The 14,422-nt window shown below is 70.6% G+C and carries 13 protein-coding genes and 1 tRNA gene; 11 read left to right on the forward strand and 3 right to left on the reverse strand.

The features are described 5' to 3' along the window. Positions 1-6: 6 nt before the first annotated feature. The 5 genes from ACE3QY_RS14250 to ACE3QY_RS14270 all read left to right on the forward strand — a co-directional run bounded on the left by ACE3QY_RS14250 (position 7) and on the right by ACE3QY_RS14270 (position 6,237). Entirely contained in the window at positions 7-903 is an 897-nt protein-coding gene (locus tag ACE3QY_RS14250) for an ABC transporter substrate-binding protein (protein ID WP_374456681.1), read from the forward strand. Next, positions 903-1,775, forward strand: coding sequence for an amino acid ABC transporter permease (locus tag ACE3QY_RS14255; RefSeq protein ID WP_374456682.1), 873 nt, complete (start codon positions 903-905; stop codon positions 1,773-1,775). The genes ACE3QY_RS14250 and ACE3QY_RS14255 overlap by 1 nt, the downstream gene beginning before the upstream one ends. Beyond that, entirely contained in the window at positions 1,772-2,506 is a 735-nt protein-coding gene (locus tag ACE3QY_RS14260) for an amino acid ABC transporter ATP-binding protein (protein WP_374456683.1), read from the forward strand. Before ACE3QY_RS14255 ends, ACE3QY_RS14260 begins: the two co-directional genes overlap by 4 nt. 105 nt (positions 2,507-2,611) lie before the next feature. After that, positions 2,612-4,432: an ABC transporter ATP-binding protein gene (locus ACE3QY_RS14265; RefSeq protein ID WP_374456684.1), complete on the forward strand. Its 1,821-nt coding sequence runs from the start codon at positions 2,612-2,614 to the stop codon at positions 4,430-4,432. Next, entirely contained in the window at positions 4,429-6,237 is a 1,809-nt protein-coding gene (locus ACE3QY_RS14270) for an ABC transporter ATP-binding protein (RefSeq protein WP_374456685.1), read from the forward strand. Before ACE3QY_RS14265 ends, ACE3QY_RS14270 begins: the two co-directional genes overlap by 4 nt. Before the next feature lie 17 nt (positions 6,238-6,254). Here ACE3QY_RS14270 and ACE3QY_RS14275 read toward each other — a convergent pair whose 3' ends face one another. Next, positions 6,255-6,626, reverse strand: coding sequence for an SsgA family sporulation/cell division regulator (locus ACE3QY_RS14275; RefSeq protein WP_374456686.1), 372 nt, complete (start codon positions 6,624-6,626; stop codon positions 6,255-6,257). Between the two features lie 231 nt (positions 6,627-6,857). Here ACE3QY_RS14275 and ACE3QY_RS14280 point away from each other — a divergent pair, with 231 nt between their 5' ends. The 3 genes from ACE3QY_RS14280 to ACE3QY_RS14290 all read left to right on the forward strand — a co-directional run bounded on the left by ACE3QY_RS14280 (position 6,858) and on the right by ACE3QY_RS14290 (position 9,507). Next, the gene (locus ACE3QY_RS14280; RefSeq protein ID WP_374456687.1) at positions 6,858-7,346 is read left to right on the forward strand and encodes a PGPGW domain-containing protein; all 489 of its coding nucleotides are present in this window, start codon (positions 6,858-6,860) and stop codon (positions 7,344-7,346) included. Between the two features lie 49 nt (positions 7,347-7,395). Further along, positions 7,396-7,467 (forward strand) — tRNA-Val (locus ACE3QY_RS14285). Between the two features lie 114 nt (positions 7,468-7,581). Further along, positions 7,582-9,507, forward strand: coding sequence for a hypothetical protein (locus ACE3QY_RS14290; protein ID WP_374456688.1), 1,926 nt, complete (start codon positions 7,582-7,584; stop codon positions 9,505-9,507). A gap of 74 nt (positions 9,508-9,581) precedes the next feature. Here ACE3QY_RS14290 and ACE3QY_RS14295 read toward each other — a convergent pair whose 3' ends face one another. Then, on the reverse strand, positions 9,582-9,968 hold the full coding sequence (locus ACE3QY_RS14295) for a response regulator transcription factor (RefSeq protein WP_374456689.1): 387 nt from the start codon (positions 9,966-9,968) through the stop codon (positions 9,582-9,584). A gap of 82 nt (positions 9,969-10,050) precedes the next feature. On the opposite strand from ACE3QY_RS14295, the gene ACE3QY_RS14300 reads away from it, so the two are divergent. Further along, positions 10,051-10,659 (forward strand): HAD-IA family hydrolase, encoded by a 609-nt coding sequence (locus tag ACE3QY_RS14300; protein WP_374456690.1) that lies wholly within the window; start codon positions 10,051-10,053, stop codon positions 10,657-10,659. A 61-nt stretch (positions 10,660-10,720) separates the two neighbouring features. Next, positions 10,721-12,517, forward strand: a complete 1,797-nt coding sequence (locus ACE3QY_RS14305; protein WP_374456691.1) for an ABC transporter ATP-binding protein — start codon at positions 10,721-10,723, stop codon at positions 12,515-12,517. A gap of 39 nt (positions 12,518-12,556) precedes the next feature. On the opposite strand, the gene ACE3QY_RS14310 is transcribed toward ACE3QY_RS14305, so the two are convergent. Further along, a complete protein-coding gene (locus tag ACE3QY_RS14310; RefSeq protein ID WP_374456692.1) occupies positions 12,557-13,147 on the reverse strand; it encodes a hypothetical protein in 591 nt (196 codons plus the stop codon). 180 nt (positions 13,148-13,327) lie between these two features. Here ACE3QY_RS14310 and ACE3QY_RS14315 point away from each other — a divergent pair, with 180 nt between their 5' ends. Further along, a complete protein-coding gene (locus ACE3QY_RS14315; protein ID WP_374456693.1) occupies positions 13,328-14,416 on the forward strand; it encodes a YihY/virulence factor BrkB family protein in 1,089 nt (362 codons plus the stop codon). Positions 14,417-14,422: the final 6 nt, after the last annotated feature.

Consider the following 14,422-nt stretch of genomic DNA (forward strand, 5'->3'; position numbering starts at 1 on the left):
TCGGCCATGCTGAAGACCTCCCGGCCCCTCGCTCTCGCCGCCATCGCCGCGACGCTCGCCCTGACGGCCTGCGCCCCCACCGACGAGGCGGACGACGCCGCCGACACCGGGTCGGACACCACGAGCGAGTCGAGCGCCCCGGAGGCCGCCGACGAGTGCACGCCGGACACGATGGAGACCGTCGCCGACGGGACGCTGACCATCGCGACCGACGACCCGGCGTACGAGCCCTGGTTCGTCGACAACGACCCCACCAACGGAGAGGGCTACGAGTCCGCGGTGGCGTACGCCATCGCCGAGCAGCTCGGCTACACCCAGGACCAGGTCGCCTGGGTCAAGGTGCCGTTCAACAAGGTCGTCCAGCCGGGCCCGAAGGACTTCGACTTCGACGTCAACCAGGTCTCGATCACCGAGGCCCGCCGCAAGGCCGTCGACTTCTCCTCCGGCTACTACGACGTCGTGCAGACGGTGATCACCAACAAGGGCAGCGCGATCGACGGCGCGACGGGCATCGCCGACCTCGCCGACGCCAAGCTGGGCGCGCAGGTCGGCACCACGAGCTACACCGCGATCACCGACCAGATCCAGCCGTCGGAGGAGCCAGCGGTCTTCGACACCAACGACCAGGCCGTACAGGCCCTCAAGAACGGTCAGATCGACGGCATCGTGGTCGACCTGCCGACCGCCTACTACATGACCGCCGTCCAGCTCGACGACGGCGTCATCGTCGGCCAGCTGCCCCTGCCGGAGGGCGAGCCGGAGCAGTTCGGCGCCGTGCTGGCCAAGGACAGCCCGCTCACCGACTGCGTCTCCGGCGCCGTCGACGCGCTGCGCGAGGACGGCATCCTCGACCAGATCAACCAGGAGTGGCTGGCCCAGCAGGGCGCGCCCGAGCTGTCCTGATGGCCGCGGTCGCCGATGCGGCTCCCGAGGCGTGGGAGCCGTCCGCGGTCCAGCGTGAGCGCGACGAGTGGCGACGCCGCCGCACGCTGCGCAGCGCGGTCATCGCGGCGGGCAGCACGCTGCTGCTGCTCGGTGCGATCGGCGGCGCCGTGGTCAGCTCGCCGGGATGGGACCGGGTTCAGGAGACCTACTTCGACTGGGACAAGGCGGTCTCGTCGTTCCCCGCGGTGCTCGAGGGCCTCTGGCTGAACATCCGCGTGATGGTCGTGTGCTGGCTGCTGATCCTCGTCCTCAGCCTGACTGTCGCGGTGGTGCGCACGCTGCGCGGGCCGGTCGCGTTCCCGCTGCGACTGCTCGGCACGGCGTACGTCGACGTCTTCCGCGGCCTGCCGCTCCTGCTGGTGATCTTCCTGCTCGGCTTCGGCGGGCCGGCACTGAGCCTGCAGGGCCTGCCGACGTCGCCGCTGTTCTGGGGAGGCGCCGCGCTGGTGCTGTCCTACTCCGCCTACGTCGCCGAGGTCTTCCGCGCGGGCATCGAGTCGATCCACCCGAGCCAGCGCCTCGCCGGGCGCTCGCTCGGGCTGTCCTACGGCCAGACGCTGCGCCACGTGGTGCTGCCGCAGGCCTGGCGCCGGGTCATCCCGCCGCTGATGAACGACCTCGTCTCCCTCCAGAAGGACTCCGGCCTGATCGCCGTCCTCGGGGTGAGCGACGCGATCCGCAAGGCGCAGATCGAGACGGCGCTGGACTTCAACTACACGCCGTACGTCGTCGCGGGGGTGCTGTTCTGCTGCCTCACCATCCCGATGGCGCGGCTCACCGACCGGTACGCCCGCAAGAAGGGCTACCACAGCGCGGGAGGTCATCTGTGAATGCCGTCCTGGACCTGGCGGGGGTCCGCAAGTCCTTCGGCGACAACGTCGTGCTCCGCGAGGTCGACCTGACCGTCGAGCCCGGCCAGTGCGTGGTGCTGATCGGTGCGTCCGGCTCGGGCAAGTCGACCCTCCTGCGCTGCATCAACCTCCTCGAGGTCGTCGACGACGGCGTCATCACCTTCGAGGGCCGCGACATCACCGACCCGCGGGTCGACGGCGACGGGGTGCGCTCGCGGATGGGGATGGTCTTCCAGTCCTACAACCTCTTCCCGCACCTCGACGTGATCGGAAACGTCACCCTCGCGCTGCGGCTCGTGCACGGCGTCGGCTCCGACGAGGCCCGGACGCGCGGGCTCGCGATGCTCGACCGTGTCGGCCTGGCGGACAAGGCCGGGGCGCGTCCCGACGACCTGTCGGGCGGCCAGCAGCAGCGGGTCGCGATCGCCCGCGCGCTAGTGGCCAACCCGCGGCTGATGCTGCTCGACGAGGTCACCTCGGCCCTCGACCCGGAGCTGGTGGGCGAGGTCCTCGACCTGCTCACCGAGCTCAAGGGCGAGGGCGTGACGATGGTGCTCAACACCCACGAGATGGGCTTCGCCCGCGACGTCGCCGACCAGGTCTGCTTCCTCCACGACGGGCGGATCCACGAGCAGGGCAGGCCCGAGCAGGTGCTCGGCGACCCGCAGCAGGAGCGCACCCGCGTGTTCCTGTCGCGGATCCGTGCTTAGCGCGCAACCGATTCGCCCTCTGTCAGTCCCGAGGAATAGCCTGAGCCGGTTGGTTGCTGGAGGCAACCGATGGGACGACGTACGACGAGGGGGCGGGCGACACCGGTGGGCGAGGACGCGGAGCTGCGGGGCACCACCACTCTCGACGGCTTCCGGGTCCTGTGGGTCGGCATCAAGCGCGAGCCCACGGTCTTCACCGTCGCCACGCTCGGTGCGGTCCTCTTCGGCGTCCTGACCGTCGCCGACGCCTGGGTGCTCGGCTGGGCCACCCAGCACGTGCTGATCCCGGCCTTCGACACCGGCGAGATCGGCACCGACCTGCTGATCTGGGTCGTCGCCCTCTTCATGGGCGTGGCGATCCTGCGTGCCGTCGGCATCGTCGCGCGCCGCCTCGGCGGCGGCATCATGTACTACCGGATGCAGTCGCACACCCGTCGCGGCGTCACGCGGCAGTACCTCTCCCTCCCGATGGAGTGGCACCAGCGGCACCCGACGGGGCAGCTGCTGTCCAACGCCTACTCCGACGTCGAGGCCGCCTGGTCGCCGATCATGCCGCTGCCGATGGCGCTCGGCACGATCGTGATGATGGTCATCGCGGTCGTGCAGATGTTCCTCGCCGACGTGGTGATGGCGCTGGTCGGGCTGCTGGTGTTCCCGGCGGTGGTCGTCGCCAACCTGCTCTACCAGCACTACTCCTCGCCGCTGATGACCCGCGCGCAGGGCCTGCGCGCCGAGGTCAGCGAGATCGCCCACGAGTCCTTCGACGGCGCGATGGTGGTCAAGACGCTCGGTCGCGAGGTCGAGGAGACCGACCGCTTCCGGGCCAAGGCCCACGAGCTGCGTGACGTCAACGTCCGCGCCGGCCGGTTCCGGGCGATCTTCGACCCCACCCTCGCCAGCCTCCCCAACCTCGGCGTGCTCGTCGTCCTCGCGGTCGGTGTCGCGCGGGTGTCGAGCGGCGCGACCGAGGCCGGCGACGTGGTGACCGTGGCGTACCTCCTCACGATCGTGTCGTTCCCGATCCGCGCCATCGGCTGGCTGCTCGGCGAGTTCCCGCGCTCGGTCGTCGGCTACCGCCGGGCCAAGGCGGTGCTCGACGCGACCGGGAGCATGGTCTACGGCGACGACCGGCTGCCGGCCGCCACGACCGGTGCCCTGCTCGAGGTCGAGGACCTCCACTACGCCTACGACACCGACGCGCCGCTGCTGCGCGGCGTCGACTTCGACGTCCAGCCGGGTCGCACCGTAGCCCTGGTCGGCGCGACCGCCTCGGGCAAGAGCACGCTCACGAGCCTGATGACCCGGCTCGTCGACCCCGACTCCGGCCACATCCGCCTCGACGGCCACGACCTCACCGGTCTGCGCAGGGGCGAGCTCCCGCGCGACGTGGCCCTCGTCCCGCAGACCGCGTTCATGTTCGACGACACGGTCCGTGGCAACGTCACGCTCGGGGCCGAGGTGCCCGACGACGTGGTCTGGGACGCGCTGCGCACCGCCCAGGCCGACGGCTTCGTCGCCGCCCTGCCCGAGGGTCTCGACACCCGGCTGGGGGAGCGCGGCACCTCGCTCTCCGGCGGCCAGCGGCAGCGGCTCTCGCTGGCCCGGGCACTCGTGCGCCGACCCCGGCTGCTGATCCTCGACGACGCCACGTCCGCCGTCGACCCCGAGGTCGAGGCCCGGATCCTCGCCTCGCTCCGCGACGACCGCCGCGGCGGCTCGGCGGCCTCGCTGGTCGTGGTCGCCTACCGCAAGGCGACCATCTCCCTCGCCGACGAGGTCGTCCACCTCGAGGACGGCCGCATCGTCGCTCGCGGCACCCACGCCGAGCTGCTGGCCACCAGCCCCGCCTACGCCCACCTGGTCAACGCCTACGAGGTGGACGCCGTGCTCGATGCCGGGGGCGACGTCGAGGGGAGCACGCGATGAGCACCACCGCACCCACGTCCGGCACCAGGATGGACACCGGGGAGGACATCGGCGCGCTCGCGACCCTCCGCCTCGGCATGAAGTACTCACCCGAGCTGCGCGAGGGGATGGGGCTGACGCTGGTGCTCGCCGTGCTCGCCTCGTGCGGGCAGGTCGTGGTGCCGATCGCGGTGCAGCAGACCCTCGACCGCGGCCTCAACGGGCCCGACGGCCCGCGCCTCGACTACGTCGCCTGGATGGGCCTGCTCGCGGCGGTCGCGATCGGCGTGACCAGCTGGGCCTCGTACCTGATGACGAGCCGGCTGTTCACCACCTCCGAGCGCGGCCTGGCGACGTTGCGCACCAAGGCGTTCCGCCACGTCCACGACCTGCCGCTGCTCACCCAGAACACCGAGCGCCGCGGAGCCCTCGTCTCGCGGGTGACCACCGACGTCGACCAGGTGAGCCAGTTCCTCGTCTTCGGCGGCCTGATCTTCGTGGTCAGCGTCGGCCAGGTGCTGGTGGCGACGGTGCTGATGGTCGTCTACAGCTGGGAGCTGGCGCTGGTCGTCTGGCTGGCGTTCGCGCCGTTGTTCCTCTCGATCCGCTGGTTCCAGAAGAAGCTCTCGGCCGCCTACACCGTCGTACGCCACCAGGTGGGCGTGCTGCTCGGCGCGATCTCCGAGCCGGTCGTCGGCGCGGCCGTGGTCCGCTCCTACGGCGTCGAGGACCGCACCCAGCAGCGCATCGACACCGCGATCCAGGACTGGCAGGACGCCTACACCCACGCCCAGACCTACACCGTCACGTCGTTCTCGCTGGGCGGCCTCTCGGCCGGCCTGGCCAATGCAGGCGTCATCGTCGTCGGCGTCCTCCTCGGCTTCACCGGCGACATGACGCCGGGCAAGGTGCTCGCCTTCGCCTTCCTCGTCACCCTCTTCGTGGGCCCGGTCCAGATGGGCACCCAGATCCTCACCGACGCCCAGAACGCGATCGCCAGCTGGCGCCGGGTGCTCGGCATCCTCGAGACGCCCGCCGACCTCGTCGACCCCGGCCCCGAGGGCGAGCACCTGCCGCGCGGGCCGATCGACGTACGTTTCCGCGACGTGACCTTCGCCTACCCCGACGGCCCGCCGGTGCTGCGCGACGTCGACCTCGTCATCGAGGCCGGCACGCGTATCGCGATCGTCGGGGAGACCGGATCGGGCAAGTCCACGTTCGCCAAGCTGCTCACCCGCCTGATGGACCCGGTCGAGGGCGCCGTGCTGCTCGACGGAGTCGACGTACGCACGATCGACGCGCGCTCGCTGCGGCGCAGCGTGGTGCTCGTGCCGCAGGAGGGATTCCTCTTCGACGACACCATCGCGGCCAACGTGCGCTACGGCAAGCTCGACGCCACCGAGGACGAGATCCGTGCCTCGGCGGTGGAGCTCGGCATCGACGACTGGCTCGCCGGGCTCCCGCGCGGGCTCGGCACCATGGTCGGCCAGCGCGGCGAGTCGCTGTCAGCGGGGGAGCGGCAGCTCGTCGCCCTGCTCCGGGCGCACCTGGCCGACCCCGACCTGCTCGTCCTCGACGAGGCGACCAGCGCGGTCGACCCGGCGCTGGAGATGCAGATCGGGCGTGCCCTCGAACGGCTCATGCAGTCGCGGACGTCGGTGACGATCGCCCACCGCCTGTCCACGGCCGAGAGCGCCGACGAGGTGATCGTGGTCGACAAGGGCCGCGTGGTGCAGCGCGGGCCGCACGCCGTGCTCGTCACGCAGCCGGGCAGCGTCTACGCCGGCCTGCACGCGAGCTGGGTGGCCCAGCACTCCCGCTCGTAGACGGGAGCGGGGGTGGCTCAGGAAGCCAGGACCTGGCTGATGAGCAGGTCGACGTCGAAGTGCTCCGACTCGTTGCCCGGGGTGACGACCGCCGCGGCGCGGGTCAGGAAGTCGTTGATGTCGGAGGAGCGGGCCAGCAGGACCAGGTGCCCGTCGGGCGAGCTGAGCTCGATGCTGACCATCGCGCGACCCGTGAAGCTGACGGCCGGGGAGACGTGCACGTCGCCGTCGCCGGTGGGGGACTCGACGCCCCGCATGAGCAGGTCACGGCCGAAGGTCCACACGAGGTTGCCCTCGCCGGTGACGAAGGTCATCGACACGGCGAACGGGTCGCTGCGCCGGTAGCCGAGCACGGTGTCGATCTCGTGGCGGATGCCACGGTCGTCCATGCACTCGACAGTGATGTCCAACGCGACATCTGCCAGTGTGTGCCCGCCACCGGACATGTTCATCAAGGCTCCTTCGGGGGGTTCCCTGCTTGGATGCTCATGAGACGACACCGTGAGGTCTTCGTGATGCGGAATGGCGAAAAATGATCCGGGGCGGTCCAGACCGGCGGATCACACTCACCCATGACAACGACGCCGTGCCCCGTTGGTGACGCCCGTTAGGGTTCCCCCATGACGGGGGCAGCCAAGCGCATCGTTCTCGAGGTCCTGGGCTGGGTGCTGCTGCTCCTCGGCATCGCCGCGATCTTCCTGCCCGGCCCCGGGCTGCTCGGGATCTTCGCCGGCCTCGCGCTGCTCTCCCAGCAGTACGAGTGGGCGGAGCGGCGCGTGGAGCCGGTCCGGCTCCGGGCCCTCAAGGGCGCCGCCGAGGGCGTCGAGACCTGGCCGCGGATCATCGCCTCCTGCCTCGGCGCGCTCGTGCTCGCGGCCTGCGGCGTGCTCTGGATCATGAAGCCGCCGGCGCCCGGCTGGTGGCCGCTCTCCGACGCGTGGTGGCTGCCCGGAGGCATCTGGACCGGCGTGACCCAGGTCGGCTCGGCGGTCATCGCGCTCGCGCTGATCGTCTACAGCTACCGCCGGTTCCACGGAGACCCCGACGCCGTCGACCAGCTCGGGCGCGAGATCGAGGACAACGACAAGGAACGCTCCGAGCGCAGGTGACCCCTGATTGCCGGTCCGGACCCACCATGGGATATCGTTCCGGCGTCTCGGGCGATTGGCGCAGTGGTAGCGCGCTTCGTTCACACCGAAGAGGTCACTGGTTCGAACCCAGTATCGCCCACCGAGCAGGAACAGCCCCCAACCAGCGAAGACGCGAGTCGGGGGTTGCTGCATTCCCGGGCCCGGCCGCGCATCCCCCTCGCATCGCGGCTGGGAACGAAGCACACTGGGGTGCATGTCCGAGCAGGTCACCGTCGGGCTTCCGACCAGTTTCCACTGCGACGCCGTGGTCGACTTCATGCTGGACTCGTCGTGGGTGGAGCTGTGGCTGGATCGATGCGGCCGTCTCGACGGAACGGTCGGCGGTCTGGTCCTTGCGCCGCCCCTGCCCTCAGCACCGCGCCAGGGTCTGGCGCCGGCGTCGCCTCGCGGTGCAACGGTCCAGGACGTGAGGCGGACGCACTCTTCCTTCCGCCTGCGCGCCACATGGGACGGCACTGATGCAGGCGAGCTCCTTGTCAACGTCACGACTCGACCGGGTGGACGAAGCAGGGTTCGGATCACCGAGACGGGCGTGCCGTCAGAGGCAGTGACCGAGCGGGCGCAGTACTGGTCGAAGGCCTTGAGCCGCCTGGGCGCTGCCTTCTCCATGGCCTCCGTCGAACGCCGACGCTTCAGGCAGGCGATCATCGTCATCCACGGGATCGGCGAGCAGCGCCAAACCTCGTCGCTGCGGCAGTTCGTCGGAGCTGTGTTCCCGGACGAGCGGAGCGAGCGGCGCTTCGTCAAGCCTGACTATGTGTCACCCCTGGTCGGCGCGAACTCGGTGACGGTGCCGGGGCGCTGGTCGGCCTCGCGCCCGACAACCGATGTCTACGAGCTCTACTGGGCGCACCTGATGCGGGACGCCACCATCGGCCAGGTCTATGGATGGGCGATCCGTTTGCTCCTCGCACGGCGGCGAAACATCTCAGCGAATCTGCGCCCGCACGTCTACGTCATGCGCGGTCTGCTCCTGCTGCCCGTACTCGCCGGGCTCGCGCTGCTTGTCGCCGTTCGCGTGGGGACTGTGCCCCAAGACTGGATCGTGGCCCTGGTCACGGCTGTCACGGCGGCCATCGCCTTGGTGCCGGGCGTGGTGTGGACCTTGGCCAAAGTGTTCAGCTCGACACTTCAACATCTCTTGGTGGGCAACATCCTTGGCGACGCAGCACGCTACTTCGACACCAGCCCCGCAAACGTCGTGGCACGTCAAGCGGTCCGCGAGGCAGGGCTCGAGCTTTTGGACGAGTTGCACCAGCGGCGCCGCTACGGCCGGATCATCGTGTACGGCCACAGCCTCGGCAGTGTTATTGCCTACGACGTCCTCGCCCATGCATGGACCCGACGTTCGCGAAGGCACGTGGGCGTCGAGACGATGAGAACGCCCGCCCTGAGAGCGGTTGAAGATCTTCTAAACCCTCGGGACGGCACGGCGCATGCCGAGATCGTCGCCGCTCAGCCCTACCAACACGCCGCATGGCAAGAGTTCACCGACAACGGGTTCGACTGGTTGGTGTCGGATCTCGTGACCGCTGGCTCGCCGCTCGCGCACGCCCAGTGGCTGCTCAACCCTCGCAAGGGCACTCCGATCACACAGCTGATCGGCGATCGTTCGATGCCGACGTGCCCGCCGCAGACTGCCGAAAGCAAGAGTCCCGTGCCAGGTCGTGTGCGGCGCGCGTTCACATTCACCCACATGTACTGGCTCGAGGGCGTGGACCGACCGCGTTCAGTGCTGGTGCCCGATCACGGTGCGATGTTCGCGATGGTTCGCTGGACGAACGTGTTCTTCCCTCATACGGGTGTCATGTCGGGAGACCCAGTGGGTGGTCCGATCGACACCTGCCTCGGAACGTGGATTCACGAGGTGCCGTTGCCACCCGCGCGGAGCGGCTTCCTCGGCTTCGCCCACACTAAGTACGTCGATCGCTCCGCCGGAGACGACCATGTGTCGCACCTTCGGGACGCATTGGAACTGCCGGTCGAGTGGGGCGTCGAGCGGTGGCTCCTCGGCGCGCTTGCGAGAGAGCCAGCCCGAGCAGGATCACGGGTGCCGCCGGCGTCGAATTCGCTGCAAAGCGAACCAGACGAGTCTCAACTCTTCGACGACCGGCGGTAGCCACCCGCTTGCCTTACGGTAGCGCGTTCATCTGGGGGCCGCGTCGCGTCAGCCGCGCTCGGGCCGTGCGGTTGTCAGCAGGCCGGGACGGCGCTCGCGTCGGGCGACGTCAGTGCGTGGAGGCGGGCCACCAGGTCGGCCAGGCGGAACGGCTTCGCGAGGACCCCGTCGGCGCCGGCGGCGAGGCACTCCTCGTCGTGGGCGGTCCCGGATCGTCCGCTCGCGATGAGCACGGTGCCGGTGAAGCCGTCCCGCCGCACGCGTCGGACCAGGTCCGCGCCGTCGGCGTCGGGGAGGCCGCGGTCGGCGATCATCACGTCGACGTGCCGCGACGCGAGGACCTCGACCGCGTCAGCGCTCGTGCCGGACACGAGCACGTCGAAGCCGGCCCGCGTCAGGGAGAGAGTCATCACGCGGACCAGATCGGGTTCGTCCTCCACCAGGAGCACTGTCGTCGACACACTCGAAACGTACACGTCGGAGTAACAGTCGCGGGGTAAAACGGTAACAACGGTCGGGGTGCGCGTGTGGCATCGTCCTCCCGTGGCGATCAAGGCGGTGGTGCTCGACATCGGGGGAGTCCTCGAGGTCATCGACGACGAGGTCTTCCCGGCTCCGGCTGAGGCCCGGCTCGGGCTGGTGCCCGGAGCGATCGCCGCCGGCCTGGCCGGGCTCCCGGGCGACGCGATGATCGGCGGCGCGACCGAGGAGGCGATCCGGGCCGAGTGGCAGCGCACGCTCGGCCTCGACGACGACCAGGTCGACGAGCTCGTCGAGGACTACTGGCGGTGGTACCTCGGCACCGTCGACCGGCCGCTGCTCGACTGGTTCGCCGCCCAGCAGGGACCGCGCCTCACCGGCATCCTGTCCAACTCGGGACCCGGTGCCCGTGAGCGCGAGCGGGTCCACGGCTTCGAGGACGTCACCGACGACATCGTCTACAGCCACGAGGTCGGCGTGGCCAAGCCCGACCCGGCGGCGTACGAGCTCACTGCGCAGCGCCTCGGCGTCGCGCCGGGCGAGGTGCTGTTCCTCGACGACGTCGAGGCCAACGTCGACGCCGCGCGGGCCGCCGGCTGGCACGCGGTGCTGCACGTCGACACCGCGGCGTCCATCGCGGAGATGGAGCGGATCATCGCCGGGCTGGACTGAACCCCGCCCCGTCGCCGGCCGGGATGCGGACGTCTGGGTAAGGCTCACCTAACCTTGGCGCGTGCCTGTCCCTGTCGCCGCCCCGGTCCAGCCCCTGCGAGCCCTGTGGCAGAGGTACGGCGCCTACCGCAGCCGCTTCGTCCTCGCGGTCACCGCTTCGACGGTCAACAAGGTCGCTGACATCGTCCCCGAGCTCCTCATCGGAGCCGCGGTCGACGTCGTGGTCCGCGGTGAGGGGTCCTTCGTCGGCGAGGTGCTCGGCGTGGAGTCGCGCTACGCCCAGCTCGGCTGGCTGGCCGCGATCAACGTGCTCGTGTGGGTGGTCGAGTCCCTCTCGGAGTACGTCGCCAGCGTGCTGTGGCGCGGACTGGCCCAGGGCGTCGAGCACGACCTGCGCGTCGAGGCCTACGACCACGTGCAGCACCTCGACCTCGGCTGGCACGAGACCCGGCCGGCGGGCTCGACGCTGGCCACGCTCAACGACGACGTCAACCAGCTCGAGCGCTTCCTCGACGTCGGTGCCCCGGCGATCCTCCAGACCGCCCTCAACGTGGTGCTCGTGGGAGCCGTGTTCGCGGCGGCCTCGACGCAGCTGCTGGTGCTGGCCTTCCTCCCGATCCCCGTCATCGTGGTGGGGTCGCTGGTCTTCCAGCGGCGCCTCGAGCCGCTCTACGACCGAGTCCGCGTCGCGGTCGCCGACCTGTCGAGCACGCTGAGCACCAACCTGGCGGGCATCGCGACGATCAAGGCGTTCACCGCCGAGGACCGCGAGCGCGACCGGGTCGCCGCCGTCTCGCAGGCCTACCGCGTGGCCAACACCGACGCGATCCGGTCGTCGGCGGCGTTCGTCCCGCTCGTGCGGATGGCGATCCTCACGGGCTTCACCTGCACGCTGCTGCTCGGCGGCTGGGCGACCCTGCGCGGCGACCTCGCCGTCGGGCTCTACTCGGTGCTCGTCTTCATGACCCAGCGGCTGCTCTGGCCGCTCACCGAGGTGGCCGAGGTGCTCGACCTCTACCAGCGCGGCCGCGCGTCCGCCGCGCGCATCCTCGGTCTCCTCGACGTCCCCGTCACCGTGCCGGCCGGCGCCGTCGCGCTCGAGCGACCGGTCGGCGGTCGCGTCGAGCTGCGCGGCGTACGCGCGGGGTACGCCGACGGGCCCGACGTGCTGCACGACATCGACCTCGTCGTCCCGGCGGGGGAGACCCACGCGATCGTCGGCACCACGGGCTCCGGCAAGTCGTCCCTGCTGCGGCTGGTGCTGCGCTTCGACGACCCCCGCGCCGGCCAGGTGCTGCTCGACGGTCAGGACGTCCGGGACCTCGACTGGGACTCGCTGCGCGGATCCACCGGCTACGTCGCCCAGGACGTGTTCCTCTTCGCCGGCTCGATCGCGGACAACATCGCCTACGGCCGTCCCGACGCCACCCGCGAGCAGGTCCGCGCGGCCGCCGAGGCTGCGGCCGCCTGGGACTTCGTGGAGGCGTTGCCCGACGGCCTCGACACGTGGGTGGGGGAGCGCGGGGTCACCCTGTCCGGCGGGCAGCGCCAGCGCCTGGCGCTGGCCCGCGCCCTGCTGCGCGACCCGGCGGTGCTGGTGCTCGACGAGGCCACCAGCGCCGTCGACAACGAGACCGAGGCCGCCATCCAGCGCTCGCTGCGACTGGCCACCGCCGGCTGCACCGCCATCGTCGTGGCCCACCGGCTCTCGACCGTGCGCCACGCGCACCGGATCTGGGTGCTGGACGCCGGGCGGATCAGCGAGTCCGGGACGCACGACGAGCTGCTGGCGCGCGACGGTGCGTACGCCGCGCTGTGGCGGGTCCAGACAGGTGAGCAGAGCCCGGTCGGCAGGTGACCGACCGGGCTCCGCTCCCTCCGGCGTGACGCCGGCGGCTCAGGCCGTGGCGAGCTCCGGCTGGAGCGTGGCCTCGGCCTTGTCGGTGCGCCGGGCGTGGCGCATGCCCAGCTGGGCGAGGGCCAGCAGGACGAACGCTCCGACGAAGGAGGCGATCGCGGCGTAGCCGGCGATGGTGCCGATGGTCGCGAAGGCGTAGCCGTAGAGGAGCAGGCCGCGCAGGGTGTTGCCCATGAAGAGGGTCTGCCGCAGGCCGCCGAGGGCCTGGCCCTCCTCGCTCGCCTTGGCCTCGTCGTCCAGCGCGAGGAACTCGCTGCTGACCTCCTGGTAGGTGCGACCGTCGCTGGCCGCGTTCATGTGCGCAAGGATGTAGTGGTCGGCGTAGGCCTTGGCCTCGGGGCCGGTGTTGAGCTCGCTGCCGGCGAACTCCTCGAGCGCCGCGGCGTCCTCCTTCGGCAGGCTGGCGAGCGCCTCTCCCTCCGGCATGGTGATGCCCTGCTGGGTCAGCTGCTGGTCGACCTGGTCACCGATGAAGGTGTTGGCCCAGGTGAGGAGACCTCCGGCGATCAGGAGCACGGCGGCGAGCGCCAGCCCGGTCCAGGAGATCAGCTTGTCGAGTACCGCGCGCATGATGTGCCTTCCGTTCGGGGGAGTCGTGGGTCGTCTCCTGCCTCGTCATCGAGGCTAGGGAAGGTTCCCGTCCGTCCAGATGGGGAGAACGCCACCAACTCCGCGGGACCTAGGTCCCCCGACGTCCCGGTGTCACCGAGGTCGCGGGGGTGAACCAGCCGTGGGTGGGTACGAGGGGCCATGGATCGTGCCTCGACCAAGACCCACCGTGCAGCCGACAAGCCCGAGTCGCCGAACGACCTCACCAAGCCGTCGTGGACCTATGTCCTGCGCAAGACGGTGCGGGAGTTCTCCGACGACCAGTGCACCGACCTCGCCGCGGCGCTGACCTACTACGCCGTGCTCGCGATGTTCCCCGCGGCCCTGGCGATGCTGTCGGTCGTCGGCCTGGTGAGCGACGGGCGGGAGACGGTGAACACGCTGCTGGGGATCCTTCGCGACATCGGAGCCGGCAGCGCGGCCGACACCCTCGAGCCCACGCTCGTCCAGCTCAGCCAGGGCTCCGGTGCCGGACTCGGCCTGGTCCTCGGCCTCGCTGCCGCCCTCTGGTCGGCCTCGGGCTACACCGGCGCGTTCGGCCGCGGGATGAACCGGATCTACGAGATCGACGAGGGGCGCCCGATCTGGAAGCTGCGGCCGATGATGCTGCTGGTCACGCTCGTCACCGTCGTGCTCGCCGCGGCGGTCCTCGTCGGCCTGGTCATCACCGGGCCCGCCGCCGAGGCCGTCGGCGACGCGATCGGCCTTGGTTCGACGGTCGTGACGGTCTGGAACATCGCGAAATGGCCGGTGATGCTCCTGGTCGTCATGCTCATCGTGGGGCTGCTCTACTACGCGACGCCCAACGTCAAGCAGCCGAAGTTCCGCTGGATCAGCGTCGGCGCGGCTGTCGCGATCCTCATCTGGATCGTCGCCTCGGCGCTCTTCGGGTTCTACGTGGCCAACTTCAGTTCCTACGACAAGACCTACGGCTCGCTCGCCGGCGTCATCGTGTTCCTGCTGTGGCTGTGGATCACCAACCTCGCGCTCCTCTTCGGTGGCGAGCTGGACGCCGAGCTGGAGCGGGGTCGCGAGCTGCAGGCCGGGATGCCCGCCGAGGAGGAGATCCAGCTGCCGCCCCGCGACACCCGCACGAGCGACAAGGCGGCGGAGAAGGAGCGCCAGGAGGTGCTGCGGGGGCGCCGGTTGCGCGAGTCCCGCGGCCGGGACGCCGACCCGGACCGGGGCGATCCCGACACCGAGGGCTCCGGCCAGCGCCGACGCGCATGACCTCGA

The organism is Nocardioides sp., assembly GCF_041913365.1.
In the GTDB taxonomy this organism is placed as follows: Bacteria; Actinomycetota; Actinomycetes; order Propionibacteriales; family Nocardioidaceae; genus Nocardioides.